38 protein-coding genes and 1 riboswitch are annotated in these 26773 nt (G+C 66.2%); of the genes, 3 read left to right on the top strand and 35 right to left on the bottom strand.

Features of this window, described 5'->3' with window-relative positions; translation table 11 throughout:
- Nucleotides 1-47 precede the first annotated feature (47 nt).
- From AC1RSI_RS05935 to metE, 31 genes are all read right to left on the bottom strand, one after another.
- On the bottom strand, nucleotides 48-506 hold the full coding sequence (locus AC1RSI_RS05935; RefSeq protein ID WP_447941447.1) for a GNAT family N-acetyltransferase: 459 nt from the start codon (nucleotides 504-506) through the stop codon (nucleotides 48-50).
- Between the two features lie 94 nt (nucleotides 507-600).
- On the bottom strand, nucleotides 601-1020 hold the full coding sequence (rplQ, locus tag AC1RSI_RS05940) for a 50S ribosomal protein L17 (RefSeq protein ID WP_035307159.1): 420 nt from the start codon (nucleotides 1018-1020) through the stop codon (nucleotides 601-603).
- Nucleotides 1021-1124: 104 nt separating this feature from the next.
- A complete protein-coding gene (locus AC1RSI_RS05945; RefSeq protein ID WP_008260430.1) occupies nucleotides 1125-2144 on the bottom strand; it encodes a DNA-directed RNA polymerase subunit alpha in 1020 nt (339 codons plus the stop codon).
- 91 nt (nucleotides 2145-2235) lie between these two features.
- The gene (gene rpsK, locus AC1RSI_RS05950; protein ID WP_008264180.1) at nucleotides 2236-2625 is read right to left on the bottom strand and encodes a 30S ribosomal protein S11; all 390 of its coding nucleotides are present in this window, start codon (nucleotides 2623-2625) and stop codon (nucleotides 2236-2238) included.
- 9 nt (nucleotides 2626-2634) lie between these two features.
- Nucleotides 2635-3003 (bottom strand): 30S ribosomal protein S13, encoded by a 369-nt coding sequence (gene rpsM, locus AC1RSI_RS05955; protein WP_026108555.1) that lies wholly within the window; start codon nucleotides 3001-3003, stop codon nucleotides 2635-2637.
- Nucleotides 3004-3182: 179 nt separating this feature from the next.
- The gene (locus AC1RSI_RS05960; RefSeq protein WP_008259585.1) at nucleotides 3183-3917 is read right to left on the bottom strand and encodes an energy transducer TonB; all 735 of its coding nucleotides are present in this window, start codon (nucleotides 3915-3917) and stop codon (nucleotides 3183-3185) included.
- A 30-nt stretch (nucleotides 3918-3947) separates the two neighbouring features.
- Nucleotides 3948-4508, bottom strand: a complete 561-nt coding sequence (locus AC1RSI_RS05965; protein ID WP_008260031.1) for an adenylate kinase — start codon at nucleotides 4506-4508, stop codon at nucleotides 3948-3950.
- Nucleotides 4509-4541: 33 nt separating this feature from the next.
- Nucleotides 4542-5921 carry a preprotein translocase subunit SecY gene (gene secY / locus AC1RSI_RS05970; RefSeq protein ID WP_008262163.1) on the bottom strand — a complete coding sequence of 460 codons (1380 nt, stop codon included), beginning with the start codon at nucleotides 5919-5921 and terminating at the stop codon, nucleotides 4542-4544.
- A 130-nt stretch (nucleotides 5922-6051) separates the two neighbouring features.
- The gene (gene rplO, locus AC1RSI_RS05975; RefSeq protein ID WP_008260404.1) at nucleotides 6052-6645 is read right to left on the bottom strand and encodes a 50S ribosomal protein L15; all 594 of its coding nucleotides are present in this window, start codon (nucleotides 6643-6645) and stop codon (nucleotides 6052-6054) included.
- Nucleotides 6646-6905: 260 nt separating this feature from the next.
- Entirely contained in the window at nucleotides 6906-7094 is a 189-nt protein-coding gene (gene rpmD, locus AC1RSI_RS05980) for a 50S ribosomal protein L30 (RefSeq protein WP_008258716.1), read from the bottom strand.
- A 2-nt stretch (nucleotides 7095-7096) separates the two neighbouring features.
- Complete coding sequence (rpsE, locus tag AC1RSI_RS05985) at nucleotides 7097-7705, bottom strand: 30S ribosomal protein S5 (protein ID WP_008262674.1); 609 nt, start codon at nucleotides 7703-7705, stop codon at nucleotides 7097-7099.
- A 12-nt stretch (nucleotides 7706-7717) separates the two neighbouring features.
- A complete protein-coding gene (gene rplR / locus AC1RSI_RS05990) occupies nucleotides 7718-8074 on the bottom strand; it encodes a 50S ribosomal protein L18 (RefSeq protein ID WP_154726238.1) in 357 nt (118 codons plus the stop codon).
- Between the two features lie 3 nt (nucleotides 8075-8077).
- A complete protein-coding gene (rplF, locus tag AC1RSI_RS05995; protein ID WP_154726239.1) occupies nucleotides 8078-8611 on the bottom strand; it encodes a 50S ribosomal protein L6 in 534 nt (177 codons plus the stop codon).
- Nucleotide 8612: 1 nt separating this feature from the next.
- Nucleotides 8613-9011 carry a 30S ribosomal protein S8 gene (gene rpsH / locus AC1RSI_RS06000; protein WP_008262310.1) on the bottom strand — a complete coding sequence of 133 codons (399 nt, stop codon included), beginning with the start codon at nucleotides 9009-9011 and terminating at the stop codon, nucleotides 8613-8615.
- Between the two features lie 15 nt (nucleotides 9012-9026).
- On the bottom strand, nucleotides 9027-9332 hold the full coding sequence (gene rpsN, locus AC1RSI_RS06005) for a 30S ribosomal protein S14 (RefSeq protein ID WP_135195330.1): 306 nt from the start codon (nucleotides 9330-9332) through the stop codon (nucleotides 9027-9029).
- Nucleotides 9333-9351: 19 nt separating this feature from the next.
- Nucleotides 9352-9912, bottom strand: coding sequence for a 50S ribosomal protein L5 (gene rplE / locus AC1RSI_RS06010; RefSeq protein ID WP_154726240.1), 561 nt, complete (start codon nucleotides 9910-9912; stop codon nucleotides 9352-9354).
- Nucleotides 9912-10220, bottom strand: coding sequence for a 50S ribosomal protein L24 (rplX, locus tag AC1RSI_RS06015; protein ID WP_008263379.1), 309 nt, complete (start codon nucleotides 10218-10220; stop codon nucleotides 9912-9914). Before rplX ends, rplE begins: the two co-directional genes overlap by 1 nt.
- 1 nt (nucleotide 10221) lies before the next feature.
- Nucleotides 10222-10590, bottom strand: coding sequence for a 50S ribosomal protein L14 (gene rplN, locus AC1RSI_RS06020; RefSeq protein WP_003164378.1), 369 nt, complete (start codon nucleotides 10588-10590; stop codon nucleotides 10222-10224).
- Between the two features lie 18 nt (nucleotides 10591-10608).
- The gene (gene rpsQ, locus AC1RSI_RS06025; protein ID WP_008262472.1) at nucleotides 10609-10851 is read right to left on the bottom strand and encodes a 30S ribosomal protein S17; all 243 of its coding nucleotides are present in this window, start codon (nucleotides 10849-10851) and stop codon (nucleotides 10609-10611) included.
- A 10-nt stretch (nucleotides 10852-10861) separates the two neighbouring features.
- Complete coding sequence (rpmC, locus tag AC1RSI_RS06030; RefSeq protein ID WP_008263673.1) at nucleotides 10862-11059, bottom strand: 50S ribosomal protein L29; 198 nt, start codon at nucleotides 11057-11059, stop codon at nucleotides 10862-10864.
- Complete coding sequence (rplP, locus tag AC1RSI_RS06035) at nucleotides 11059-11499, bottom strand: 50S ribosomal protein L16 (RefSeq protein ID WP_008259917.1); 441 nt, start codon at nucleotides 11497-11499, stop codon at nucleotides 11059-11061. Before rplP ends, rpmC begins: the two co-directional genes overlap by 1 nt.
- Before the next feature lie 3 nt (nucleotides 11500-11502).
- Nucleotides 11503-12258 carry a 30S ribosomal protein S3 gene (gene rpsC / locus AC1RSI_RS06040; RefSeq protein WP_008264251.1) on the bottom strand — a complete coding sequence of 252 codons (756 nt, stop codon included), beginning with the start codon at nucleotides 12256-12258 and terminating at the stop codon, nucleotides 11503-11505.
- Nucleotides 12258-12638 (bottom strand): 50S ribosomal protein L22, encoded by a 381-nt coding sequence (gene rplV / locus AC1RSI_RS06045; protein WP_008262904.1) that lies wholly within the window; start codon nucleotides 12636-12638, stop codon nucleotides 12258-12260. Before rplV ends, rpsC begins: the two co-directional genes overlap by 1 nt.
- A gap of 3 nt (nucleotides 12639-12641) precedes the next feature.
- Nucleotides 12642-12920 carry a 30S ribosomal protein S19 gene (rpsS, locus tag AC1RSI_RS06050; protein WP_008262211.1) on the bottom strand — a complete coding sequence of 93 codons (279 nt, stop codon included), beginning with the start codon at nucleotides 12918-12920 and terminating at the stop codon, nucleotides 12642-12644.
- A 2-nt stretch (nucleotides 12921-12922) separates the two neighbouring features.
- Nucleotides 12923-13759 (bottom strand): 50S ribosomal protein L2, encoded by an 837-nt coding sequence (rplB, locus tag AC1RSI_RS06055; protein WP_008259904.1) that lies wholly within the window; start codon nucleotides 13757-13759, stop codon nucleotides 12923-12925.
- 4 nt (nucleotides 13760-13763) lie between these two features.
- Nucleotides 13764-14066 (bottom strand): 50S ribosomal protein L23, encoded by a 303-nt coding sequence (locus AC1RSI_RS06060; protein ID WP_008260292.1) that lies wholly within the window; start codon nucleotides 14064-14066, stop codon nucleotides 13764-13766.
- Complete coding sequence (gene rplD / locus AC1RSI_RS06065; protein WP_008260438.1) at nucleotides 14066-14704, bottom strand: 50S ribosomal protein L4; 639 nt, start codon at nucleotides 14702-14704, stop codon at nucleotides 14066-14068. The genes AC1RSI_RS06060 and rplD overlap by 1 nt, the downstream gene beginning before the upstream one ends.
- Nucleotides 14704-15453, bottom strand: a complete 750-nt coding sequence (gene rplC, locus AC1RSI_RS06070; RefSeq protein ID WP_008259444.1) for a 50S ribosomal protein L3 — start codon at nucleotides 15451-15453, stop codon at nucleotides 14704-14706. The genes rplD and rplC overlap by 1 nt, the downstream gene beginning before the upstream one ends.
- A gap of 21 nt (nucleotides 15454-15474) precedes the next feature.
- Nucleotides 15475-15780: a 30S ribosomal protein S10 gene (gene rpsJ / locus AC1RSI_RS06075; RefSeq protein ID WP_003164367.1), complete on the bottom strand. Its 306-nt coding sequence runs from the start codon at nucleotides 15778-15780 to the stop codon at nucleotides 15475-15477.
- 296 nt (nucleotides 15781-16076) lie between these two features.
- Entirely contained in the window at nucleotides 16077-16844 is a 768-nt protein-coding gene (locus AC1RSI_RS06080) for an acyl-CoA thioesterase (RefSeq protein ID WP_447941446.1), read from the bottom strand.
- Nucleotides 16841-19198, bottom strand: a complete 2358-nt coding sequence (metE, locus tag AC1RSI_RS06085; RefSeq protein ID WP_447941445.1) for a 5-methyltetrahydropteroyltriglutamate--homocysteine S-methyltransferase — start codon at nucleotides 19196-19198, stop codon at nucleotides 16841-16843. Before metE ends, AC1RSI_RS06080 begins: the two co-directional genes overlap by 4 nt.
- Nucleotides 19199-19308: 110 nt before the next feature.
- Nucleotides 19309-19511: riboswitch (cobalamin riboswitch) on the bottom strand.
- Between the two features lie 244 nt (nucleotides 19512-19755).
- Between metE and AC1RSI_RS06090 the strand changes: the two genes are divergently transcribed.
- Nucleotides 19756-20511, top strand: a complete 756-nt coding sequence (locus AC1RSI_RS06090) for a porin (RefSeq protein ID WP_154726242.1) — start codon at nucleotides 19756-19758, stop codon at nucleotides 20509-20511.
- Nucleotides 20512-20651: 140 nt separating this feature from the next.
- Here the strand turns inward: AC1RSI_RS06090 and AC1RSI_RS06095 are convergent, their stop codons facing one another.
- The 3 genes from AC1RSI_RS06095 to AC1RSI_RS06105 all read right to left on the bottom strand — a co-directional run bounded on the left by AC1RSI_RS06095 (nucleotide 20652) and on the right by AC1RSI_RS06105 (nucleotide 23709).
- Nucleotides 20652-21542, bottom strand: coding sequence for a GIN domain-containing protein (locus AC1RSI_RS06095; protein ID WP_008264255.1), 891 nt, complete (start codon nucleotides 21540-21542; stop codon nucleotides 20652-20654).
- Nucleotides 21543-21626: 84 nt separating this feature from the next.
- Nucleotides 21627-22541, bottom strand: a complete 915-nt coding sequence (locus AC1RSI_RS06100) for a cupin domain-containing protein (RefSeq protein ID WP_035307184.1) — start codon at nucleotides 22539-22541, stop codon at nucleotides 21627-21629.
- 10 nt (nucleotides 22542-22551) lie between these two features.
- A complete protein-coding gene (locus AC1RSI_RS06105) occupies nucleotides 22552-23709 on the bottom strand; it encodes a GNAT family N-acetyltransferase (RefSeq protein WP_154726243.1) in 1158 nt (385 codons plus the stop codon).
- 174 nt (nucleotides 23710-23883) lie between these two features.
- Here AC1RSI_RS06105 and AC1RSI_RS06110 point away from each other — a divergent pair, with 174 nt between their 5' ends.
- Nucleotides 23884-24045: a hypothetical protein gene (locus AC1RSI_RS06110; protein WP_008259259.1), complete on the top strand. Its 162-nt coding sequence runs from the start codon at nucleotides 23884-23886 to the stop codon at nucleotides 24043-24045.
- A gap of 46 nt (nucleotides 24046-24091) precedes the next feature.
- The gene (locus tag AC1RSI_RS06115) at nucleotides 24092-25147 is read left to right on the top strand and encodes a L,D-transpeptidase family protein (RefSeq protein ID WP_154726244.1); all 1056 of its coding nucleotides are present in this window, start codon (nucleotides 24092-24094) and stop codon (nucleotides 25145-25147) included.
- On the opposite strand, the gene AC1RSI_RS06120 is transcribed toward AC1RSI_RS06115, so the two are convergent.
- On the bottom strand, nucleotides 25148-26743 hold the full coding sequence (locus tag AC1RSI_RS06120; protein ID WP_008260370.1) for a carboxylesterase/lipase family protein: 1596 nt from the start codon (nucleotides 26741-26743) through the stop codon (nucleotides 25148-25150).
- Nucleotides 26744-26773: the final 30 nt, after the last annotated feature.

Genomic DNA, 26773 nt, shown 5'->3' on the forward strand with positions numbered 1-26773 from the left:
TGCGTTCTGCTCATATGGATCCTGGCCCTGGGCGAGGCCTTCACCGGCTAGAACCGCTTCTCCATGAAGACGTCGGCGCGGGCGTAGGGGGTCGGGCGGGACGGCAGATGAACGAAGCCGAAGCTTTCGTACAGGGCGATGGCCGGCGTCAGGGCGCTGTTGGTCTCGAGGTACAGATGCGTCGCCTCCGCCTCGCGGGCCGCCGCTTCACAGGCCTCCAGCAGACGCCGCGCCAGGCCCAGGCCGCGCGCAGCGGGCGTCACCGTCATCTTCGACACCTCGAAGCCGTCAGGAATACGGATCAGGGCGCAGCAGCCGACCGCCTCCCCGTCCCGTTCGGCGATGAAGATCCGTCCGCCCCCGGCGATGAAGACCCCGTGCGGGTCGTCGATGGAGCGCCGGTCCTTGGCCTCGATGGCGAAGCCGCCCTCGGCCAGCCAGGCCTCGTTCAGCCGCGCCCAGGCGGCGGCGTGGTCGGGGCGGTATTCGACGATGGCGACGGTCATCCGCGCCTCTTGCCCCATGTCCGCTCAAAGCAAAAGGGCGGCCGGATTGCTCCGGCCGCCCTTTCGAACATCAGTCTCGTCAGAGACGAAAGGCTCAGGCCTCGTCGTCGCCTTCGAAGGCCAGGACCGGACCGGAGTCCTTGCCCTTGGCTTCGACGTCGCGATCGACGAACTCGATCACGGCCATCGGGGCGTTGTCGCCGTGGCGGAAGCCCGCCTTCATGATGCGGATATAGCCGCCGTTACGCTCGCTGTAGCGCGGGCCGAGCGTTTCGAACAGCTTGCCGACTTGCGGCACGTCGCGAACCTGGCTGATGGCCTGACGACGGGCGTGCAGATCGCCCTTCTTGGCCAGGGTGACCAGCTTCTCGACGAAGGGACGCAGTTCCTTCGCCTTGGGCAGGGTCGTGGTGATTTGCTCGTGCTTGATCAGCGAGGCGGCCATGTTCGCGAACATGGCGGTGCGGTGGCTGGTCGTGCGACCGAGTTTACGATGGGCGGCGCCGTGGCGCATCTGGGTCTCTCCTACTCCGGAACCGGTATCCCAACAGGGACCTGGAACCGTAATCTTCTAACCGCCCCGGCATTCTCCCGAGGGAGACGGGCGGAGGGTTGAACTTAGATCTGGTCGTCGAACTTCTTGGCCAGATCTTCGATGTTTTCGGGCGGCCAGTTCGGCACGTCCATGCCGAGGCTGAGGCCCATCGTCGCGAGAACTTCCTTGATCTCGTTCAGCGACTTGCGGCCGAAGTTCGGGGTGCGAAGCATTTCGCCCTCGGTCTTCTGGATCAGGTCGCCGATGTAGACGATGTTGTCGTTCTTCAGGCAGTTGGCCGAACGGACCGACAGCTCCAGCTCGTCCACCTTTTTCAGCAGGGCCGGGTTGAAGGGCAGGTCGGGCTTGCCGTCCGACTGCTCGACAGCCTTCTTGGGCTCTTCGAAGGTGATGAAGATCTGCAGTTGGTCCTGCAGGATGCGCGCGGCGTAGGCCACGGCGTCAACCGGCGTGACCGCGCCATTGGTTTCGACTTCCAGCAGCAGCTTGTCGTAATCCAGCGACTGGCCCTGACGGGTCGGCTCGACGCGATAGGCGACGCGCTTGACCGGCGAATACAGGGCGTCGACGGCGATCAGGCCGATCGGCGCATCTTCCGGACGGTTCAGCTCGGCGGCGACGTAGCCCTTGCCGTTCTGGACGGTCAGTTCCATGCGGACCGACGCGCCGTCGTCCAGGGTGCAGATGACGTGATCGGGGTTCAGGACCTCGATGTCCGCCGACACGTCGATCTGGCCGGCCGTCACGGCGCCGGGACCCGTGGCGCGCAGGGTCATGCGCTTGGGGCCTTCGGCGTGCATGCGCAGCGCCAGTTGCTTGATGTTCAGGACGATGTCGACCACGTCTTCCCGAACGCCTTCCAGCGACGAGAATTCATGAACGACGCCGTCGATCTGGATGGCGGTGACGGCCGCGCCTTGCAGCGAGGACAGCAGAACGCGACGGAGCGCGTTGCCGAGCGTCACGCCGAAGCCACGCTCGAGGGGTTCAGCCACCAGGCGCGCCTTGCGCTGGGCGTCGGAACCGATCTCGATCTGCGGCTTCTCGGGACGGATCAGCTCTTGCCAGTTTCTTTCGATCATTTTGTCCCTCGAACGGGTTTCGTAGACTCCGGCCTTGTCGACGAGGCCATGGTGGAGCCGACGGAGATGGGGGTGCTTTAGGCGGTGTCGCTTAGACGCGACGACGCTTGGGCGGACGGCAACCGTTGTGCGGCATCGGCGTGACGTCGCGGATGGTGGTGATCGTCAGACCGACCGACTGCAGCGCGCGCAGGGCCGATTCACGGCCGGAACCCGGACCCGAGACGTTCACTTCCAGCGTCTTCACGCCGTGTTCCTGCGCCTTCTTGCCGGCGTCTTCAGCGGCCATCTGAGCCGCATACGGGGTCGACTTACGCGAGCCCTTGAAGCCCATGTGACCGGCCGACGACCAGGAAATCGCATTTCCCTGCGCGTCGGTGATGGTCACCATGGTGTTGTTGAAGCTGGCGTTCACGTGGGCGACGCCCGAGGTGATGTTCTTGCGCTCGCGCTTCTTTACGCGACCCGGTTCCTTGGCCATGTGTCTGTCTTACTTCTTCTTGCCGGCGATCGGCTTGGCGGGACCCTTGCGGGTGCGGGCGTTGGTGTGCGTGCGCTGACCACGGACCGGCAGGCCCTTGCGGTGACGCAGGCCGCGGTAGCAGGCCAGGTCCATCAGACGCTTGATGTTCATCGACGTCTCGCGGCGCAGGTCGCCCTCGACCGTATGATCCTTGTCGATCGTTTCACGGATCGACAGGACTTCGGCGTCCGTCAGCTGGTTCACCCGGCGAGCCGGCTCGATGCCGACCTTCTCGGTGATGTCCTTGGCGGCGGCGGGGCCGATGCCATGGATGTACTGAAGCGCGATTTCAACGCGCTTGTTGGTCGGGATGTTGACGCCAGCAATACGGGCCACGAAATTCTCCAGATACGCGTTAGTCAGACGCAACAAACGCTCCGGTTAACAAACCAGGAGCGTGGCGCCCTTCGCGGGAAGGCGCCCTTATACAGATGATTCACATCGCGTCAACGCCTGGGTGGATCGAAGACAAGCGAAGGCCGCTGCGACTTGAATGCCCGGCGTGCGTGCGGACGTCAACGCGGCCGATTGCCGAAGTCGATTCCCACCACCAGCCTCTGGCCCTCCACCGGACGGCCGCCCTCTGTCGGGGGCAGGACGCGGAACTGATCGACCAGGCGCAGGGCCGCCTCGCCGAAGCCCAGACCCGCCGGCGTCTCGCTGATCACCCGGCAGTCTTCCAGCCGCTGGTCCAGGCGAACGACACAGGACAGGGCCGCATTGCCGTATCGGCTGCGCGCCGCCCGGGGGTGGTTGGCGCGGATTTCCGACACGGGCGGAGAGCGGAGCACCCGCGCCCGGGTGGAGCCGGCGCCCGGCCCTGAGCCCGATCCTACCCCGGATCCGCTGCCGCTCCCCTGCCCGCCCTGGCCAAAACCGGCCGCCGGCGAAGCCGCGGGCGCGACGCCGACGACCGGGGCCGGCTCAGGCGCCTGTTTGGGCGGGGCGGGCAGTTCGACAGGACGTGGCTGCTTCAGCGGCGGGGGCGTGTGGATGCGCGACGGCGCGGCTGGGGCGCCTCCCCCGATCTCCGGCGCAGGCGGCTCAAGCGAGATCGGCGGCGGCGGCTCATAGAGCAGGACTTCGACCGGGCGGGGCTGCGTCCCCAAGGTCTCCGGCGCCCTGCCCTTCACCTGGCCCAGCAGCAGGGCGAGGCCCAGCTCGGCGCCGGCCACTCCGACGAAAACGACGAAGGCGCGCCAGCGTCTGCGGGCGCGCCTTCTTTCATGAGGGGTCTTGGCGTCAGGCATCGGTCGTCTAACGCCCGACGCCCGGTTTGGTCACGCCAGAGCTTCGTCGATCGCCTTGGCGACGGAGTCGATGGAGCCCATGCCGTCCGCCTCGGTCAGCTTGCCCTGGGCTTCATAATAGGGAAGCAGCGGGGCGGTGTTGCGATTGTAGGCGTCCAGACGCACCACGAAGGTGTCGGGATTGTCGTCAGGACGGCCCTGTTCGGCATAGCGTTTGGCGATCCGCTCCAGCAGGGCGGAATCATCGACCTTCAGCCGCACCACGGCGTCGATCTGGGCGCCGCGCTTGGCCAGCATGGCGTCCAGGGCCTCGGCCTGGGCCACGGTGCGGGGGAAGCCGTCGAAGATGGCGCCGCCGGCGGCCTCGGCCTCGGGCAGGCGATCCTCGATCAGGGCGATGACGATCTCGTCCGTCACCAGATCGCCGCGCGCCAGCACGTCCTTGACCTTGAGCCCCAGTTCCGAGCCCGAGGCGATGGCGGCCCGCAGCATGTCGCCGGTCGAGAGCTGGACCATGCCCCGCTCTTCGACCAGCCGCTTGGCCTGTGTCCCCTTGCCCGCCGCCGGCGGTCCGAACAGGATCAAGTTCACGCGTAGGCCCTCCCCAGGCTTCTTGTAGTCAACTCAGCGCCGCACCGGAGTGGGCGCGCCACGACCGCCGCGACCGCGCAGCTTGGCCTTCTTGATCAGGCCCTCGTACTGGTGCGCCAGCAGTTGGGACTGGATCTGGGCCACAGTGTCCATCGTGACCGACACGACAATCAAGATAGACGTTCCGCCGAAGTAGAGGCTGTTGCCCATCTGGGCGACCAGGAACTCGGGCAGCAGACAGACGGCGGTGATATAGGCCGCGCCGATCACCGTCAGACGGGTCAGGACATAGTCCAGATACTCGGCCGTGCGCTTGCCCGGACGGATGCCCGGCAGGAAGCCGCCATATTTGCGCAGGTTCTCGGCCGTGTCCTCCGGGTTGAAGGTGATCGAGGTGTAGAAGAAGCAGAAGAAGATGATCAGGGCCGCGTACAGGGCCATGAACAGCGGCTGGCCGTGCGTCAGCTGCGACGTGACCAGCGGCAGCCAGCCCAGATAGTCGGGCAGGTCCGCATTGGCGGTCAGGCTGGCCACCGTGGTCGGCAGCATCAGCAGGGACGAGGCGAAGATCGGCGGGATGACCCCGGCGGTGTTGACCTTCAGCGGCAGGAACGAGCGTTCGCCACCGGCCATCCGGTTGCCTTCCTGGCGCTTCGGATACTGGATCAACAGACGGCGCTGGGCGCGTTCCATGAAGACGATGAAGACCACGGTCGCCACGGCCAGAACGGCGATGAACAACAGGGCGAAGGCGGACATCTGACCCTGCTGGGCCAGGCCCAGCATGCGGGCGATGGTGGACGGCAGGACCGCCACGATGCCGGCGAAGATGATCAGCGAGATGCCGTTGCCGACGCCGCGCGCCGTCACCTGCTCACCCAGCCACATCAGGAACATGGTGCCGCCCGTCAGGGTCACGACGGTCGAGACCAGGAAGAAGATCCCCGGATTGTCGACCAGGCCGGGCTGGGCGTTCAGGCCCGCGGCGATGCCGAGGGACTGGGCCAGGGCCAGGAACACCGTCAGATAACGGGTGTACTGGTTCAGCTGCTTGCGGCCGCTCTCGCCGCCTTCCTTCTTCAGCTTTTCCCAGGGCGGATACACGGTGCCCATCAGCTGCACGATGATCGACGCCGAGATATAGGGCGCGACGTTCAGCGCGAAGATGGCCATCCGCTCGACCGCGCCGCCCGAGAACATGTTGAACATGTCCAGGATGCCGCGCTGACCCGAAGGGTCCTGGAAGAACTGCAGGAAGGCCTGCGAATTGATGCCCGGGATCGGAACGTAAGTCCCGATGCGATAAACCAGCAAGGCGCCCAGCGTGAACAGCAGGCGCTTGTGCAGCTCGGTCGCTTTCGCGAACGAGCCCATGTTCATATTGGCGGCGAGTTGTTCTGCGGCCGAAGCCATTATGCGTCCCCACGACTGACTGAGTCGTCAGATAGGCGGAAAGCGGCCCTCATGCGAGGGCCGCTTCCGTTGTTTCGTCGTCGCAGGTGTAATCAGGCCACGGCCTAGTCCAGCCGCGACGACGCGTTGCTTAGGCCTTGGCCGCGGCGCGCTTGGTGCGGGCCGAGATCTTGTTCTCGTCGCCGCGCGGGGCCTTCGGAGCCGGAGCCTTGCCCTTGGCGGCGTTGCGCTTCTCGACGCGCGCAGCGGCCTTGGCTTCGGCTTCGATACGTTGTTCCAGCACGGTGCCGCCAGCGGCTTCGATGGCCTTCTTGGCGCCGGCGGTGGCCGACCAGACGACCAGGTTCAGGGCTTGCTTGACTTCACCGGTGCCGAGCAGACGCACGCCGTCCTTCACGCGACGGATCACGCCGGCGGCGACCAGGGCGTCGCCCTTCAGTTCCGACTTGGCGTCCAGCTTGCCGGCGTCGATGGCGTCTTGCAGGCGCCACAGGTTCACTTCGGCCAGCTTCAGGGCGTTCGGGTTGTTGAAGCCGCGCTTGGGCATACGCATGTACAGCGGCATCTGGCCGCCTTCGAAGCCCAGCAGGCTGACGCCGGTACGCGACTTCTGACCCTTGACGCCGCGGCCCGAGGTCTTGCCCTTGCCCGAACCGGGGCCACGGCCGACACGCATGCGCTTCTTGTGCGCGCCTTCGTTGTCGCGGATTTCGTTCAGTTTCATATGCCTGATCCTTTCGGGTGCTAGCGCCCGGACATCGTCCGGACTCGGCGTTCAAAGTCTATCGTCTCCCTCCCCCTCGGGGGAGGGTGGTCGGCGGAGCCGACCGGGTGGGAAGGGCTCGGCGAGCCCGTCCCGGATATCTCAAGGTCGGGCGCTATAGCGGCTCCCCGAACAGCAGTAAAGGCGACTCTTGCGAGCCGCCCCCACCTGGTCGCTTGCGCGACCTGCCCTCCCCCGAGGGGGAGGGAGAGTCTTTCGTCTTACTTTTCGACGATCTCGGTCAGGTGGGCGACCTTGGCGATCATTCCACGAACCGAAGGCGTGTCCACGAGGGTCGATTCGCGACCCAGGCGGTTCAGACCCAGGCCCACCAGGGTGGCGCGCTGGTCGTTCTTGCGGCGGATCGGCGAACCGGTCTGCTTGACGGTGACGGTCTTTTGCTCGGCCATGATTAGGACTCCACAGCTTCGGGCGCCGAGGCGCCGTCGTTGCGACGGCCCATCAGATCCGCGACCTTCTTGCCGCGCTTGGACGCGACCTGACGGGGCGAGGACTGGACCTTCAGCGCTTCGAACGTCGCGCGGATCATGTTGTAGGGGTTCGACGAGCCGGTCGACTTGCCCACGACGTCCTGGACGCCGAGGGTTTCGAGCACGGCGCGCATCGGACCGCCCGCGATGACGCCGGTCCCGGGAGGGGCGGCGCGCATCATGATCTTGCCGGCGCCCCAACGGCCGTTGCCGTCGTGGTGCAGGGTGCGGTTCTCGCGCAGCGGAACGCGGATCATGGTCTTCTTGGCTTCTTCGGTCGCCTTGCGGATGGCTTCCGGCACTTCGCGCGCCTTGCCGTGACCGAAGCCGACGCGGCCCTTGCCGTCGCCGACGACCATCAGGGCTGCGAAGGAGAACCGGCGGCCGCCTTTGACGGTGGCGGCGACACGGTTGATGTGGACCAGCTTCTCGACGATGTCGGAATCCGGACCATCGACAGCGGGACCGTTGCGGTTGTCACGACGGTTGCGATCGTTGCCGCCGCCGCCGCGCTGGGGTTGATGCGCCATGCTTCGCGTCCCTTAGAAGTTCAGGCCGGCTTCGCGCGCGGCTTCCGCCAGCGCCTTGACCCGGCCGTGATAGATGTACTCGCCACGGTCGAAGACGACGTCCTTGACGCCCTTCTCGATGGCGCGTTCGGCGATCAGCTTGCCGATCGCAGCGGCCGCAGCCGTGTCCGAACCGCGCTTGCCCTTGCCGCCTTCCAGCGACGAGGCCGAAGCGACGGTCACGCCCTGGGCGTCGTCGATGATCTGGGCCGAGATGTTCTTGTCCGAACGGTACACCGACAGACGCAGACGGCCGTTGGCGACGGCCTTCAGGCGGCGACGGGTGCGCTCCGAGCGGCGCTTGGCTTGTTGTCGAAGAGAAAGAGCCATGACTTACTTCTTCTTGCCTTCCTTGCGACGGACCTTTTCGCCCGCGTAACGGACGCCCTTGCCCTTGTAGGGCTCAGGCGGACGCAGCTTGCGGATGACCGAGGCGATCTGACCAACGGCTTGCTTGTCCGAACCGAGGATCTTGATCTCGGTTTGCTTCGGAACGGCGAAGCTGACGCCGGCCGGCGGATCGATGTCGACTTCGTGCGAGAAGCCGAGCTGCAGCGACAGGGCGTTGCCCTTCATCGCGGCGCGGTAACCCACGCCGACCAGCTCAAGCGACTTCTCGAAGCCGGTGGTGACGCCGACGACCATGTTGTCGACCAGGGTGCGCGACAGGCCCCACATCGCGCGACCGCGTTGCGTGTCCGTGCGCAGGCCCAGCGACAGCTCGTCGCCTTCTTGCGTGACTTCGATTTCCTCGGCGACGGTCCAGGAGCTTTCGCCCTTGGGGCCCTTCACGGAGACGGTCTGACCGTCGAGCGTGACAGTCACGCCCTTCGGCACAGCGATGGTTTTCTTGCCAATACGGGACATATCAGTAGACCCTGCAGAGGACTTCGCCGCCGACGTTGGCGTCGCGGGCAGAAGCGTCCGACATGACGCCCTTCGAAGTCGAGAGGATCGAGATGCCGAGGCCGTTCTTGACGGGCTTCAGATCGCCGATCGCCGAATAGACGCGGCGGCCCGGCTTGGACACGCGTGCGATCTCGGCGATGACGGGCTGACCGTCGAAGTACTTCAGCTCGATCTCGAACTGCGGAAACTCACCCGGGTTCTGAACCAGGTTGTAGCCGCGGATGTAGCCTTCGTCCTGCAGCACGTCGAGGACGCGCTGGCGCAGACGGGAAGCGGGGGTCAGCACCTTGGAACGCTTGCGGGTCGCCGCGTTCTTGATGCGAGCGATCATGTCGCTCAGGGGATCGTTGATCATCATGTCTGTTCGCTCCCCTTACCAGCTGGACTTGGTCAGGCCAGGGATCTGGCCCTGGTTGCCGAGTTCACGCAGCGCAATCCGGCTCATCTTGAGCTTGCGATAGAACGCCCGCGGACGACCGGTCACTTCGCAACGGTTGCGAATGCGGCTCGGCGCGGAGTTGCGCGGCAGTTCAGCCAGCTTCAGGCGCGCGTCGAAACGCTCCTCAAGCGGCAGGTTTTCATCGTTGGCGGTCGCCTTCAGGGCGGCCCGCTTCGCGGCATACTTCGCAACCAGGGCCTTGACGGCTTCGTTGCGGTTTACGGCGCTCTTCTTAGCCATTGTTCTCTTCCCTTCCCGCTCAGTTCTTCACGAACGGGAACTTGAACTCGGTGAGGAGAGCCTTGGCTTCCTCATCGGTCTTGGCCGTGGTGCAGACGACAATGTCCATGCCCCACATCTGGTCGATCTGGTCGTAGTTGATTTCCGGGAACACGATGTGTTCCTTCAGACCGGTGGCGTAGTTGCCGCGACCGTCAAACGACGTGCCCTTCAGACCACGGAAATCCTTCACGCGCGGCAGCGCGATCGTGATGAACCGGTCCAGGAACTCGTACATCTGGTCGCCGCGCAGGGTGACCTTGCCGCCGATGACCATGCCTTCACGCAGCTTGAAGCCGGCGATGGAGTTACGGGCCTTGGTGGCGACGGCCTTCTGACCGGCGATGGCCGTCAGATCCTTGAGGGCGGCGTTCGCCTTCTTGGAGTCCGCGACGGCTTCGCCGATACCCATGTTCAGGACGATCTTGTCCAGCTTGGGCACCTGCATTTCGTTCGTGTAGCCGAACTTTTCCTTCAGCACCTGGCGGATGCGCGCCTGGTACTCGCCCTTGAGGCGCGGAGTGTATTTCTCGGTAGCCATCAGATGACGTCTCCCGTCGTCTTGGCGATGCGGACCTTGGTGTCCCCATCGATCTTGAAGCCGACGCGGGTCGCCTTGCCGTTGGCGTCGGCGATCGCGACGTTCGACAGGTGAAGCGAGGCTTCCTTGTTCTTGATGCCGCCCTGCGGGTCAGCCTGGCTCGGGCGCGTGTGGCGCTGAACCATGTTGACGCCTTCAACCAGGACGCGGTTTTCGGTGGGCAGGACCTTCAGCACGTTGCCCGTGCGGCCCTTGTCCTTGCCGGTGAGGACGACGACGCGGTCGCCCTTCTTGATCTTGGCGGCCATGTTACAGGACCTCCGGAGCCAGCGAGATGATCTTCATGTGGTTCTTGGCGCGCAGTTCGCGGGGAACCGGGCCGAAGATCCGCGTGCCGACAGGCTCGTTCTGCTTGTTGACGATGACGGCGGCCGACTTGTCAAAACGGATGACCGAGCCGTCCTTGCGTTGGATGTCCTTGGCGGTGCGCACGACGATGGCGCGAACAACGTCGCCCTTCTTCACGCGGCCACGCGGGATGGCTTCCTTCACGGAGGCGACGATTGTGTCGCCGATCGAGGCGTAGCGGCGCTTGGAGCCGCCCAACACCTTGATGCACATGACCCGGCGGGCGCCCGAATTATCGGCCACTTCCAGGTTAGTTTGCATCTGGATCATAAGATCAGATCCTTCTGATTACGAGGCGGAGGCGTTGGAAAGGACTTCCCAGCGCTTCAACTTGGACTTCGGGGCGCACTCGACGATGCGAGCGATGTCGCCGACTTTGAGCGCGTTGGCTTCGTCGTGGGCGTGATACTTCTTCGAAAGACGAACGATCTTCTTCAGAACAGGGTGAAGCAGCGTGCGCTCCACCTTCACGACGACGGTCTTTTCGCCCTTGTCGGACACGACCACGCCTTCGAGAATTCGCTTGGGCATATTCGTTTCCTTACGAGGCCGCACGCTTCTCGCGCAGAAGCGTCGAGATGCGGGCGATGTCTTTGCGCACTTCACCCACGCGGTGGGTTTTTTCCATTTGGCCGGTGGCCGCCTGGAAACGCAGGTTGAACTGTTCCTTCTTGAGCTTCAGCAGCTCGTCGGACAGTTGGTCGGTCGTTTGCGACCGCAGATCGGCGATCTTGGTCATTAGGCGGCTACCTCGACATGGGCGACGCCGGCGTCGATACGGGTCACGACCTTGGTGCGGACCGGCAGCTTGGCGGCGCCGAGACGGAGCGCTTCACGGGCCACTTCGTCCGTCACGCCGTCGATTTCAAACAGGATGCGGCCGGGGTGGCAACGCGCGGCCCAGTGGTCCACGGCGCCCTTGCCCTTACCCATCCGGACTTCGGCCGGCTTGCCCGTGACGGGCAGGTCGGGGAAGACACGGATCCAGACGCGGCCCTGGCGCTTCATCTGGCGGGTGATCGCGCGGCGAGCCGCTTCGATCTGACGCGCCGTGATGCGTTCCGGCTCCAGCGTCTTCAGGCCGTACGACCCGAAGTTCAGCGAGAAGCCGCCCTTGGCCGAGCCGTGGATGCGGCCCTTGAAGGCCTTGCGGTACTTGGTCTTCTTCGGTTGCAACATGACTTAGTTCTCACGTCCCCGGTCGCGACGCGGACCGCGGTCGCCACGGGGGCCGCCGCGTTCGCGGCCTTCGTTCGAGGACGGACCCGACGCTTCCTGGGCCCAACGCTTGTCCTGGGCCATCGGATCGTGCTCGAGCACTTCACCCTTAAACACCCAGACCTTCACGCCGATGATGCCGTAGGTCGTCTTGGCTTCGTAGAAGCCGTAGTCGATGTCGGCGCGCAGGGTGTGAAGCGGCACGCGACCTTCGCGATACCATTCCATCCGCGCGATTTCCGCACCGCCCAGACGACCCGAGACGTTCATCCGGATGCCCTTGGCGCCCAGACGCATGGCCGACTGCATCGAGCGCTTCATGGCGCGGCGGAAGGCCACGCGACGCTCGAGCTGCTGGGCGATGTTCTCGGCGATCAGCTGCGCATCGGTTTCCGGCTTGCGGACTTCGATGATGTTCAGGTGAACTTCACCTTCGGTCTGGGCCGAGATGTCCTTGCGGAGCTTCTCGATGTCAGCGCCCTTCTTGCCGATCACGACGCCCGGACGGGCGGCGTAGATGGTGATGCGGCACTTCTTGTGCGGGCGCTCGATGATGATGCGCGACACGCCGGCGGCGGCCAGACGTTCCCGCAGCCACTCGCGCAGCTTCAGGTCCTGGTGCAGCAGGCGGGAATAGTCGGCGCCGGCGGCGAACCAACGGCTGTCCCACGTACGGTTCACGCCGAGGCGCAGACCGATCGGATTGATTTTCTGACCCATCAGGCGGCCTCGCCGGCTTCACGGACCACGATGGTGATCTCGCTGAACGGTTTCAGGATGCGCGACGAACGGCCACGAGCACGGCTCGCGAAACGCTTCATCACCAGGTTCTTGCCCACGAAGGCCTCGGCGACGACCAGGTTGTCGATGTCGAGGTTGTGGTTGTTCTCGGCGTTCGAGATCGCCGAATACAGGACCTTGCGGACGTCGGTCGCGATACGCTTACGGCTGAATTCCAGCTCGTTCAGCGCCTTCTGAACCGGCATGCCGCGGATCGATGCGGCGACCAGGTTCAGCTTTTGCGGGCTGATGCGCACGTTGACCAGCTTGGCGCGGGCCTCGGTCGGGGCGACCCGACGAATGTTCTTGGTCTGGGCCATCAGTTACTTCCTTTTGGCCTTCTTGTCCGCCGCGTGACCCGGGAAGTTCCGGGTCGGGGCGAACTCGCCGAGCTTCATGCCGACCATCTCTTCCGAGACCGACACGGGCACATGCTTCTGACCGTTATGGACGCCGAACGTCAGACCGACGAACTGCGGCAGGATGGTGGAGCGGCGCGACCAGGTCTTGATCACGTCCTTGCGGCCCGACGTTTGAACGGCGTCGGCCTTCTTGAGCAGATACCCGTCGACAAACGGGCCTTTCCAGGAGGAGCGGGCCATTCTTAGCGAGCCTTCTTAACGTGGCGGGTACGGATGATGTACTTGTCCGTAGCCTTGTTCTTGCGGGTACGGGTGCCCTTGGTGTCCTTACCCCACGGCGTGACGGGGGTGCGACCACCAGAGGTCCGGCCTTCACCACCACCGTGCGGGTGGTCGATCGGGTTCATGGCGACGCCGCGGACGTGCGGGCGGAAGCCCATGTGACGCTTGCGACCGGCCTTGCCCAGGTTCTGGTTCATGTGGTCGGGGTTCGAAACCGCGCCCACAGTGGCGATGCAGCCGTCCAGGACCATGCGCAGTTCGCCCGAGCCGAGACGGATCTGGGCGTAGCCCTGATCGCGACCCACCAGCTGGGCGTAGGCGCCGGCCGAGCGAGCCAGCTGGGCGCCCTTGCCCGGCTTCATCTCGATGTTGTGGATGATCGTACCCACCGGCATCGAACGAAGCGGCATGGCGTTGCCCGGCTTCACGTCGGTCTTTTCGCCCGCGATCACCGTGTCGCCGGCCTTAAGGCGTTGCGGCGCGATGATGTAGGTCTTCTCGCCGTCTTCGTAGGTCACGAGGGCGATGAAGGCCGTGCGGTTCGGATCGTATTCCAGACGCTCGACCGTGCCGACCATGTCCCACTTGCGACGCTTGAAGTCGATCTTGCGGTACAGGGTCTTGGCGCCGCCGCCGCGGAAGCGGACCGCGATGCGACCGCCCTGCCCGCGTCCGCCCGACTTGGTCAGGCCTTCGGTCAGCGACTTTTCCGGACGGCCCTTGTGGAGCTCCGAACGGTCGACCAGCACGAGGGCGCGACGGCCCGGCGAGGTCGGATTGTAATGTTTCAAGGCCATCTGATCAGAGCCCCGTGGTGACGTCGATCGACTGGCCGTCGGCCAGGGTCACGATCGCTTTTTTGATGTCCACGCGACGACCCAGGATACCCCGGAAGCGCTTGGTCTTGCCCTTTTGAACCAGGGTGTTGACCTTCAGGACGTTGACTTTGAACAGGCTTTCGACCGCCGCGGCGATCTCGTCCTTGGTCGCCGTGTCGGCGACGCGGAAGACGACCTTGTTCTGCTCGGACAGGATCGTGGCCTTTTCGGTGATCACCGGAGCCAGGATGGTGTCGTAATGCTTGGCGGTAGGTTGAGCGGCCATTACGCGGCTTCCTTATCGCTGAAGCGGGCTTCGATCGCCTCGATAGCGGCCTTGGTCAGCACCAGCTTGTCAGCCCGCAGGATGTCATAGACGTTCAGGCCGGCGTTCGGCAGCACGTCGATGTGCGGGATGTTGCGTGCGGCCAGGCCGAAGTTCGTGTCGACTTCCGGACCCGCGATGATGAGAGCCTTGGTCCAGCCCAGCTTGCCGAGCGTCTCGCGCAGCGAGGCGGTCTTGGCTTCCTTGACCGAGACGGTGTCGACGACGATCAGGTCGCCCGACTTCGCCTTGGAGGACAGGGCGTGACGCAGAGCAAGCGCGCGGATCTTCTTCGGCAGCGAGAAGCCGTGGTCGCGAACGACCGGACCGAAGGCGCGCGAACCGCCGACGAACTGCGGTGCACGGCGCGAACCGTGACGAGCGCCGCCGGTGCCCTTTTGCTTGTACATCTTCTTGCCCGTACGAGAGTTCTCGTTGCGGGTTTGAACCTTGTGCGTGCCGGCGCGGCGCTTGGCCAGTTGCCAGTTGACGGTGCGGGCCAGGATGTCGCCGCGGATGTCGGAGATGCCGAAGACGGCGTCCGACAGTTCCACGTCGCCAGCGGCCTTGCCGTCGAGTTGGATGACAGAGAGTTTCATTACGCTTCACCGCCTTCGGTCGCTTCGACGGGGGCTTCTTCAGCCGGGGTCGAGGCGGGTTGAGCAGCAGACTTGCTCGACTTCAGCGCACCGGGGAACGGAGCGTCGGCCGGACGAGCCTTCTTGATGGCGTCACGAACCTTGACGTAGCTGCCGTCATGACCGGGGACAGCGCCCTTGATCAGGATCAGGCCACGCTCGGCGTCCACGCGGACGACGGTCAGGTTCTGGGTGGTGACGGTTTCGGCCCCGTAGTGACCGGCCATCTTCTTGCCAGGGAAGGTCCGACCCGGGTCCTGACGGTTACCCGTCGAACCGTGCGAACGGTGCGACAGCGAAACACCGTGCGTGGCGCGCAGGCCGCCGAAGTTCCAGCGCTTCATGGCGCCGGCGAAACCCTTACCAATGGTCTCGCCCTGGATATCGACCTTCTGACCCACCACGAAGTGTTCGGCCGAAAGCTCGGCGCCCACATCCAGCAGACCTTCCGCATCGACGCGGAACTCGGTCACATAGGCTTTCGGTTCGACTTCCGCCTTGGCGAAGGTCTCGCGTTGAGCCTTGTTGGTGTTCTTGGCCTTCTTCGTGCCAGCGCCCAGCTGGAGAGCGACGTAGCCGTCACGCTCCTGGGTACGTTGGCCGACGACCTGGCAGCCGTCGAGCTGAAGCACAGTGACCGGTACGTGCGCGCCGTCATCGGCGAACACGCGGGTCATGCCCAGCTTCTTGGCGATCACGCCCGTGCGCATCGGATCCCGCCTCTTTCTACTTTAAATCTTGATCTCGACGTCCACACCGGCGGACAGGTCGAGCTTCATGAGCGCGTCCACGGTCTGCGGGGTGGGGTCGACGATGTCGAGCACGCGTTTGTGCGTGCGGATTTCAAACTGCTCACGCGACTTCTTATCGACGTGCGGAGAGCGGTTCACGGTGAACTTCTCGATCAGGGTCGGCAGCGGAATCGGACCGCGAACGGTCGCGCCGGTGCGCTTGGCTGTATTGACGATCTCGCGCGTCGAGAAATCGAGGACGCGGTGATCAAAGGCCTTGAGCCTGATGCGGATGCTTTGATCCATATCGGTGCTTACTTCCAATGCGGTCGGAGGACCGCGTCCCTGTGAACCATTTCAAAGACCGAAGGCCTTCGGGCATAGAGCCCTCAGGGAACGCAAATCCGCAAAAACGATCGGCCCACGCAGTCGCCTGCGAAGGCCGCTAAAGTCCTGGGTCACTGCAAAGAACAGGGTCTCAGGTCGTTCCTGCGAACCGCGTCTGCATCCGGGGATGCACAGCCGGTCCAACAAGAGTGGGGCTTATGCCTACCGATTCCATTTTCGTCAAGCGGCGAAACCGTGGCGGCGACAGGATTCCGTCAGGCCGGTTCCAGCGTCGCCGCAGGCTTCGAAATCGGCGCAGATCGCCCCGCCTCATCGACCGCCACCATGACGAATTCGGCCACGGCCGACCGCCGTCGTTCGCCGGTCAACAGCGCCTCGGCCCACAGCTCCACCTCTATAGTGACGGAGGAGCGGCCGACCCGCGTGACGCGCGACGCCAGTTCGATCATGTCTCCTTCTCTTATAGGCGACGAGAAGTCGATGCGGTTCGACGCCGCCATGACCATGACGCCCCTGGCCCGCCGCGTGGCGCAGATGAAGGCGGCCTTGCCCATCAGCTTCAGGGCGTCGCCGCCGTAGAGGGTGCCATAGTGGTTGGTCCAGGTCGGGAAGACCATCTCCGCCGTCCGCAGCCAGCCGTCCCCCGGCTCCTCCCCCTTGTCCGGAACCGACGGCAGGTCGCCCTGCCCCGCTTCGCGGGGCGCCACCATGTTGAACACGCCGCGCGTACACAGGCGGCGCTCGCCGCTGACCGGCGCCTCGGCCCACAGTTCGACCTCGACCCCCATGGAGGTTCGGCCCACGCGCGCCACCCGACCCGTCGCCTCGACCATTTCGCCGATCCGGGCGGGTGCGGCGAAGTCGATCCGCTCGCAGCCGGCCGTGACCGTGTGCCGCCGCGCATGACGCGCGGCGGCCAGGAAGGCGACCTTGTCCAGGTGCGCCAGACCGACGCCCCCGAACAATGTGCCGTGGTGGTTGGCGTCGCCGGGGAACACCATGTCTATAAGCGTGACGCTCATCCCCCTACGGCCTCCTGGCGCGCGGCCTTCGCGGCCGAGACCATATTGGTCAGCGCCGCCTCGGTCTCGGCCCAACCGCGGGTCTTCAGGCCGCAGTCCGGGTTCACCCACAGCCGGTCCGCCGGCAGCTTGCCCGCCGCCGCCGTCAACAGGGCCGCCATCTCGTCCACCGACGGCACGCGCGGCGAGTGGATGTCATAGACGCCCGGCCCGATCTCGGCCGGATAGCGATAGTCGGAGAAGGCGTCGAGCAGCTCCATCCTGGACCGCGAGGTCTCGATGGAGATGACGTCGGCGTCCATGGCCCCGATGGACTGGATGATATCGTTGAACTCGGAATAGCACATGTGGGTGTGGATCTGGGTTTCGTCCCGCACGCCCGAGGCGGTGATGCGGAAACACTCGACCGCCCAGTCCAGATAGGCCGCCCAGTCGGCGCGGCGCAGCGGCAGGCCCTCGCGCAGGGCCGCCTCGTCGATCTGGATCACGACGGCGCCGGCGGTTTCCAGATCGATCACCTCGTCACGGATGGCGAAGGCGATCTGGCGGCAGGTCTCGCTGCGCGGCTGGTCGTCGCGCACGAAGGACCAGTTCAGGATCGTCACCGGGCCGGTCAGCATCCCCTTCATCGGCCGCTCGGTCAGGCCCTGGGCGTAACGCCACCATTCCACCGTCATCGGTCTGGGCCGCGACACGTCGCCATAGATGATCGGCGGCCGCACGCAGCGCGAGCCATAGGACTGGACCCAGGCGGCCTTGGTGAAGACGAAGCCGGACAACTGCTCGCCGAAATACTGGACCATGTCGTTGCGCTCGAACTCGCCGTGGACCAGCACGTCCAGACCCAGGTCTTCCTGCCATTTCACCGTCCGCGCCGTCTCTTCGCGCAGGAAGGCGGCGTAGGCGGCGTCGTCGATGACGCCCTTGCCGTGATCGGCGCGCGCCTTTCGAACCTCGGCCGTCTGGGGGAAGGAGCCGATGGTGGTGGTCGGATAGGCGGGCAGGTTCAGCCGCCGCTGCTGCACCGTGCGCCGGATCTCGAAGCTGGAGGTGCGGGTCGACAGGGCGGGGTCGGCGTCCGCGGCGCGCGCCTGGACCTTCGGATCATTGATGCGCGGCGAAGTGCGGCGCGAGGCGACGGCGGCGGTCGAGGCGTCCAGTTCGGCCTTCACCGCATCGCGGCCCTGGTTCAGGGCGCGGGCCAGGGTCGCCAGTTCGGCCACCTTCTGCACGGCGAAGGCCAGCCAGTTCCTGATCTCCGGCTCCAGGGCCGTCTCACGCTCCAGATCGATGGGGGTGTGGAGCAGCGAGCAGGACGGCGCCAGCACCACCCGGCGGCCCGAGGCGACCAGGGGCTCGACCCGGTCCAATACGGCGTTCAGATCGGCCTTCCACACATTGCGGCCGTCGATGACGCCCAGCGACAGCACCTGATCGGGACGCATGTCCGAAGCGACCGGGGCCAGTTGCTCCGAGGCGCGGATCAGGTCGAGATGCAGGCCATGCACCGGCAGCTTCAACGCCGTATGCAGATTGTCGCCCAGCGCCCCGAAATAGGGGGTCAACATCAGCTTGATCGGCGGCGTCACATCGGCCAGCACGCGATAGGCGTGATCATAGGCGGCCTTGGCCTCGTCGCTCAGGTCCGTGACCAGGCAGGGTTCGTCCATCTGCACCCAGGTCGCGCCCGCGCGCGCCAGCGACCGCAACACCTCGGCATAGACCGGCAGCAGGCGAGGCAGCAGGCTGAGGACGTCGAAGTCGGCCCCGCGCGTCTTGCCCAGCAGCAGATAGCTGACCGGCCCCAGCAGCACCGGCCGGGTGTCGATCCCCTGCCCCCTGGCTTCCAGATACTCGTCCAGCGCCTTGGTCGAGCCCAGCCGGAAGACCTGATCCGCCGTGAACTCGGGCGCGAGATAGTGGTAGTTGGTGTCGAACCATTTGGTCATCTCCATCGCCGGCGCGCCCTCACCGCCGCCGTGGACATGACCGTGTTCGCAGACCGGACTGTCGCCGCCGCGGGACCCCGGCGCCCCAGACCCTCGGGCCATGGCGAAATAGGTCGCCAGATCGACCCGATCCCCGCTCCAGCCATAGGCGGCGGGCACGGCCCCGACCATGGCGGTCAGGTCCAGCACCTGATCATAAAGAGAGAAGTCGTTCGACGGCACGATGTCGGCGCCCAGATCGCGCTGGCGCGCCCAGGTCAGGGCGCGCAGCTCGGCGGCGGTGGACAGCAGGGCGTCCCCATCGATCTTGCCGGCCCAATAGGCCTCAAGCGCGGTCTTCAGCTCGCGCTTGGGGCCGATGCGGGGAAAGCCGAGGGTGGCGACCTGGACAGTGTGGCGGGTCATGACGTTCGAAACCTGTGTTGTGGCCAGGTTTCGGACAGGGGCGCATCGACGCCGACGCGGACGTGCAGGGTCCGGCGGCGCGCATGCGGCCTGACCGGACACCCCGCCGGAGGACGTTATCTGTCGGGGCAGGTCTCCTGGCTCACGGGTCGACGCCTCGGATCCGGCCTTCCCGGCGCGAACGCCAGTGACACGAGATGGACCCTCGACTCGCCGCTTACAGTTGCGGGGGCAGCGCCGGTTTCACACCGGCTTCCCTCTTAGCTCCACGCGCCCCGAAGACCGCGTGCAGACCACGACCCGGGCACATGACCGCAATCAAGCGCAGCCGTCAATACATATAAGGATATCCTTATATGATTGCGGCTCGTTAACCCCTTGCCGCAGGAAACGCGCGCGCGTGACACATTTCGACCACAAGGCGTGGCGGATGAGCCACATGTCAGTTTCAAGACACTTATGTAACGACGGTTTATTGCTCAGCTTCTAGCGCCGGCTGGTAGCAGCCGCCCTCCCTGGGCCTCCACCCGGGCACAGACTGCTAAGGACAAAAGAAAATGAAGACGATCCTCCTCGCCTCGGCCGCCGCCGCCACCCTGTTCGCCGCCCCGGCCTTCGCCCAGAACGCCATCGGTTCGGTCGGCGTGACCTACTCCAACCCGTCGGTCGAAGTCGCCGGCGATGACGTCGACGCCGACGTCTGGACCGTGGACGGCACGGTCGCCCTGCCGGCCGCCGACTGGACCGTGACCCTGAACGGCGCCGTCGACTACACCAAGGCCTTCGGTGAAGAAGACGTCACCGGCGTCGCCGCCGCTCACCTGACCAAGATGTGGACCTCGGACGTCCGCGCCGGCGCCTTCGTCGCCGCCAACGACATCGGTTCGGGCAACGATCCCGTCTGGACCGTCGGCGCCGAAGCCCAGAAGTACCTGTCCAACGCGACCCTGACCGGCCTGGTCGCCTACACCACGTCTGACGACAGCGACGCCGACATCTGGACCGTCGGCGGCGACGCCGCCTTCTACGTCATGCCGAACCTGCGCCTGAACGCCGGCGTCAGCTACAACAACGTGGACGTGGCCGGCGGCGACGTGGACGCCTGGACCTATGGCGTGGGCGCCGAGTACGAAATCGAGAACACCCCGTTCTCGGTCGGCGCCGCCTATACCCGCGCCGACGTCGACTCGATCGACGTCGACACCTGGTCGCTGGGCCTGCGCTACAGCTTCGGCGGCGGTCTGCAAGCGCGTGACCGCGCCGGCGCCGGCCTGAACGTCTCGTCGATCACGAGCGTCCTGGGCGGCCTGTAAGCAACGGCCTCCCTCACGGGATGAGAAGAGCCCCGGCGGAGCGATCCGCCGGGGCTTTTTTCATGTCCGGATCGACGCACGAAAAAGGCCCCCAGGGTTCCACGACCGGGGGCCTTTCCTCTCGCGGCGAGATACGGGTCTTAACGCCCGATATGAAGCGTCCCTGATCCGACGACGGTGCGGGACACAGAGCCTGTGGCGGCGGCGACGCGGACGTTCCCCGAGCCGGCGATGGCGACGCTGAGGTCGCGGGTCGTTCCGCCGTAGCGGACGTCCCCGGACCCGCCGATGGCGACCGACAGCTTGTCCAACCGACCCTGGCGGACGTTCACCCCGCCCGAGCCGCCGATGGAGATGTCGCCCTGACCATTGGCGCTGGCGACCTCCACATTGCCCGAGCCGCCGACGGCGACCTTGAGGTCGCCCGTGCCGCCGGCCGAAACCGAGCCTGAACCGCCGACGCTGGCGTCCAGCGTCCGCGACGTCCCGGCGCGGATCGACCCCGAACCGCCGACGCCCAGCTCAAGGTCGCCGTCCACATTGGCGATGGTCCAGCCGCCGCAGCCGCCGCTGTCCAGTTCGACCGAGCGCGCGCCGCGTCCCACGGCGCCGAATACGGCGCCGCCGGCGCTGACATCCACGTTCCGCGGCGTGCGCAGGATGATCAGGGGCGCGTCCTCCAGCCGGATGCGGCCCAGATCGCGCACCTCGACCGTCGCGCCCTGGCCGGGCTGGGCTGCGTCTGCGCGGCCCGAGTTGCAGTTGCGTATGCCGTCGCCACGACCCCAGAGGCCATTGCGGCGAAGCCCGCCGTCGATCTCCACGTCACGGCCGTTGCGCCGCACCTGTACGGCCGGCAGCCGTGACCGGCCCTGCGTCACCTCGACGGCGATGTCCTGGCGGTCCTCGACGATGACGACCACGCGCGCCACGGCGTTGCGGATCTCGACTTCGCCGGCCGATGCGGGCGCGGCGGCGGCCAACCCCGTCAGGGCGGCGACGGCGGCGGCGGCGATCAGAGCGGTTTTCATGGAGGCGTTCCCTTTCCCGGATATGAGGAAAAGGTGCGCGCTGGCGACCCGCGAGTCATTTTAACTCGAGGTCATGAACTCGAATTAACGGGTGGCGTTCAAGGCGCCCGCGCCGTCCGCAACCCCGACCTCGGGCTGGAAGTCGCGCTCGAAGGTCGCGATCCGGCTCTTCATCGCCCCGGCTCGTTTCAAAGCCAGCGACGCCACCCAGCGCGCCGCCAGTTCCGGCGCCGCCATGCCGTCGGTGAGGCGCGGCTCGCCGCCCCGGCTGCGGATCACGGCGTTGGTGAACAGTGCGCCGTTTCTGAACCGCGACGGCCAGGTCTGGAAATCCATCGACAGGCTGACGCAGAACCGGTCCAGGTTCTCCACACGATGCGGCGCGTACAGGGGCCAGGTCAGGGCGCGGCCGGGCTCCAGATCCATGATCTGGGCGTCGTTCTCGAACGCCAGATCATAGGGCAGTTCCTCCGTCGTCTGGCGCGCAACGACCTGTTCCATGCTGCGCTCGGGCAGATGCCGCTCGTCGCCCGGATAGACGAACAGCCGCTTGCGCCCGCGCAGGTGGAACAGAACCACCCCCGCCGCATCGAAATGATAGGGCACCCGCGCCTTGGGCGAGGACAGGATCAGCTGGCCCGCGTTCCGCACCGCTCGCAGGCCCGGATAGGTCGCCTGGATCGCGGCGAAATCCTTCATCGCCGCCGCCCACAATTCGGGCCAGGCCGTCTCGACCCCGCGCAGATTGACCCAGAGCCGGCCCTGTTTGATCGCCTCCAGGAGATCCTCGCCCGACAGCCGCCCCCGCGCGCCGGTGCGCAAGCTGACCTGGCCCGCGTCGTCGTAGTCGTACAGATTGATGTCGAACAATTCGGCCGGATAGCGGTCCAGCACGGCGGCCAGGGCCGTATCCTCGGCGAAGCCCTGTTCCACCAGGCTGTGCGGATGGGTCTTGGCCTCCGCGATGGGGCCGGGGTAGCGGGTGCGGCGGCCGCTCATGATCCTATCCTCAGACATGGGCGACGCGCGCCGTCTTCTTGCGGGCGGCGGCCTTGCTGACGGCGGACCGAACCGCGACGGCCGCGCCGCGCAGCCGCCCGACCGGCGAGGCCTCGCAGGCCTCGATGGTGGACCAGCGACGGCGCAGCGACGCCCGCAGCGCCTCGCCCCGGCCGCCCGCCTTGTCCAGCACCCCCACCGCCGCGTCGCCCAGGGCCTGGGTCAGGCCGGGCCGCATCACCACCGCCTCGCGCACCGTCTGCCGGGCGTTGACGAAATACTTCTTGTAGCTCTCGCCCTCGAACCCGAAGTCGAAGACCCGGAAACCCTCGGCCGAGGCCAGCCGCATCGTGTCCATGCTCAGCAGTATCCCCGGCGAGCAACGCGCCAGGCTGGGCTCATAGACCGGGAACCAGAAATGATAATGCCGACCAGCGTGTAGCGAGAACTCGATCGCCACCAGCTTGTCCCCCGCATGCATGGCCGCCATCGAGGCCCCGAAGTCAGGCCGGGGGTCCGCCATCAGGGCGTGGAGCAGGTCGCGCGTCCAGCCACAGGCGAAAATGTCGTGCAGGCCCGAGCGGCGATACTGGGCCGCCTTCAGATCGATCAACTGGTCCAGCAGGGCGGGGTCGTGCAGGCCGCGTTCGACCCGAACGGGGCCCAGCTCGGCCTCCAGGCTGCGGCGGGCCCGTTCCTTGTCCTTGAAATATTTGCCGAAGGTCACGCGACGCTCGGCGTACCAGGCGTCGAAGCCGGCGTCCGGCATGGCGACCTGAACGGTCTCACGCGCCTGGCCGGTCTCGGCCGCGCCGATCCAGCCGGGGACGTTCAACCGGCGTGCATGAAGCAGGTGCGCCACCTGTTCCAGCGTGATGGTCTCGCCCTCGGCGGCGATCACGCCATGATAGTCGTTCATCGGCGCACCCAGCGGCTGCACCGATCCGCCGCGTTTCTGATGCGGGAAGAAGCCGACGATCCGCCCGCCGCGCCGAAACACGGCCACGGCCGCGCCCGGACAGACGCGGGCGGCGATCTGCGTATAGTCCCAGCGGAAATAGGGACTGGTCAGGGCCGGATTGGTCGTCGTCCAGTCGCGCCACAGGGCGATCGCGGCGGCGTCCATCGCCTCCGCGCTCATGATCTCGACCTGCAGCGTTTCGGCCATGCGCGTCCTCATGCGACCCTTGGGAGCAAGGTCCATTCCAGAAACCATGCGCCATGGCCCGTTTCGGTATGGTTCATCGTCATGGTGAACGGGGTGATATCGCCACAGCCGGGAGCCCCGCCGCCCCGCGCGCGTTGCCATCCCTGCGGAGGCCTGCTCCGCCAGGAGACCCAGATGACAGACGCACGTCCCGACAATCGCAACGTAGAGAACGAAAACCTGCGTCCGGACCACGACGGCGAACCGCCGCGCCCCGCGACCGAACCCAAGGGCTCAGAAGGCTCCAGCAACTCCGGCGAGACCGCGACCGATCCCGCGACGGGCGAAGAGAACTGAACCCGACGCCACCACGCCCTTGTCTGTCGCCTCCGAAAGCTCCCGAATGAACCGCCGTTTCGCCTGCCTCGCCTCCAGTCTCGCCGTCCTGACCCTGGCCGCCTGTTCCCCGCCCGCCGACCATGACCGAGATGCGGCGACGTCCCCCGCCGCCGAAGTCGGGCAGTCAGGGCCCCTGTCGCGCGACGCCATCGAGAACAGCGCCTATTCGCCCCCCGCGCCCGACGCGCCCCCGACGACGGCGCAGAATCCGGCTCAACCGGAACCGGCCCTGATCCGCGCCCAGATTTTGCTGGAACGGGCGCGGTTTTCGCCCGGCGCCATCGACGGACTGGCCGGCTCGAACATGCGTCAGGCGATCTCGGCCTTCCAGGTGGCGCAGGGTCTGCCCGTCACCGGCGAACTGGACGCCGACATCATGGGCCGGCTTCGCGCCGTGGGGATCGGCGCCGTGACCTCGACCTATCGGATCACCCAGGAGGACGTGGCCGGCCCCTATATCGGCGTGGTTCCGACCGATCTGGAAGCCCAGGGCGAGGCGGCCGCCATGGGCTACGCCAATATCGTCGAAGCCCTGGCCGAGCGGTTCCACGTGACCGAGGGCCTGCTGAGGGCGATGAACCCGGGCGCGGACTTCAACCGCGTCGGCCAGACCCTGCTGGTTCCGGCGGTGAACACCACGCCCCTGCCGGCTGAGGTGGACCATATCGACGTCAACAAGGCCGAGGGGTCGGTCAAGGCGTTCGCCGCCGATGGCAAGCTGATCGCCTATTTCCCGGCCACCATCGGCAGCGGCGACAATCCGACGCCCACCGGCACGGTCAAGGTCAACGGCGTCGCCCGCAATCCGAACTATACCTATGACCCGTCCAAGCTGAGCTTTGGCGAAGGAAGCCGCAAGGTCGTGGTTCAGCCGGGACCGAACAATCCGGTCGGCGTGGTCTGGATCGATCTGAACAAGCCCAGCTACGGCATCCACGGCACGCCCGACCCGCATCTGGTCGGCAAGACCGCTTCGCACGGCTGCGTCCGCCTGACCAACTGGGACGCCTGGATGCTGGCCGACAAGGTCAAGCCCGGCGTGACCGTGCGGTTCGTCTGACTACTGGACCGCGCCGAAAGGCGTTCCGTCCCAGAAGTCGCAGTGGTGGCGGCCGAAGAAGTCCTTATCCAGTCGGTCGCCCTGGGCCGTGAACACCCGCACCGGCCCCGCACCCTCGACGCGGGGCCATTCGGGGCCGAAGTCGCCTTGGCCGAAACCGGCCCACAACCTCTGCATCCGGTCGGACAGGGCCTTTTGCCGGGGGGTGAACCGCTTCACATCGGTGAAGACCCAACTGGTCCCGAACACATAGGCCAGTTCGCTGGCGTGATAGGCGCCCAGGTCGAGGCCGACCAGCCAGTCCGGCAGGACGAAGGGCGCGCCGCGATCCGCGAACTCATAGCCCCAGACCGGCACATAGCGGGACAACTGACGGCGCAGGGCCTGGGACGGACAGGCGAACCTCTGGTCGGTGAAGTTCGCAGCGATGGCGTAGGCCGGCCCCTCAGGACCGACGGGATAGCGGTCCAGCACGCGCGGGCCGACATCGCCGTACATCCAGATCGTCTCCTTCTGGTAGCGATCCATGTCCTTGACCTCGTTGGCGAACAGCCGCCCCTCGTCCAGGTTCGTGCCGACGATGACCGGCACGCGGGTGAAGCGGCCCTCATGGATCGCCAGGGCCGGGTTTTCCGGCACAGTCGCGTCGGTATGAACCGGTCCCCAGGATCCAGGCCCATTGATCCCCGCCCGCAGGGACGGCGCGCGCGCCAACCGCCAGGCCGGCAGGGCCTTCAGACAGTCGATCTGATCGGAGCCGCCACACCCCAGGTTTTCCGCAAACTTCGCCCCGGTCCTGGCCGCCTCCTCCGCGCTGACCAGGGACGACGGCTCCAGACATCCGCCGCTTTGCATGATGACCCGCTGGTACAGACCCTCGGATTTGGGCGAGGCCATCAGGTAGCAGGCCGTCCATGCCCCTGCGCTCTCGGCGAACAGGGTCACATTGGCCGGATCGCCGCCGAAGGCCGCGATGTTCCGATTCACCCATTGCAGGGCCGCCTGCTGGTCCATCAGGCCGAAATTGCCGCCGAAGCCTTCGCTCTCCGCCTGGAATTTCGGATGGGCCAGCCAGCCCAGGGCGCCCAGGCGGTAGTTCAGGGTGACGACCACCCGATCCTGATCGGCGGCCAGTTTCGACGGATCATAGTTGACGCCCGAGCCCACAGTGAAGGCGCCCCCGGGGATATAGACCATCACCGGCCGCAGCTCGGCGGCGTCTCCGGCGGGCATATAGATGTTCAGATACAGACAGTCCTCGCCCCCCACGACGAGGCCGCCGCCCCCGCCCAGAATGGCCTTGCGCCCAATGGCCTGGGTGCAGTCCGATCCCGGCCGGGTCGCATCGCGCACGCCGGTCCAGGCCTGGATCGGCTGCGGCGCGCGCCAGCGTAGATCGCCGACCGGCGGACGGGCGAAGGGCACGCCCAGAAAGGCGCGAACCCCCGCGCCCTGAACGCCGCGCACCGTCCCGGCCTGGGTCGTCGCCAGCACGGACCGGGCGTCGCTGGCGAACCGGACATGATCGACCTTGCCGGGATGGGTGGCGCAGGCCGCAAGCAGCAGGGACGCAAACAGAAGCGACAGAAAACGCATGAAGACCCTTGGCCGAGACGAGCGAGCTTA

The organism is Brevundimonas sp. GW821-FHT10E09, assembly GCF_058809375.1.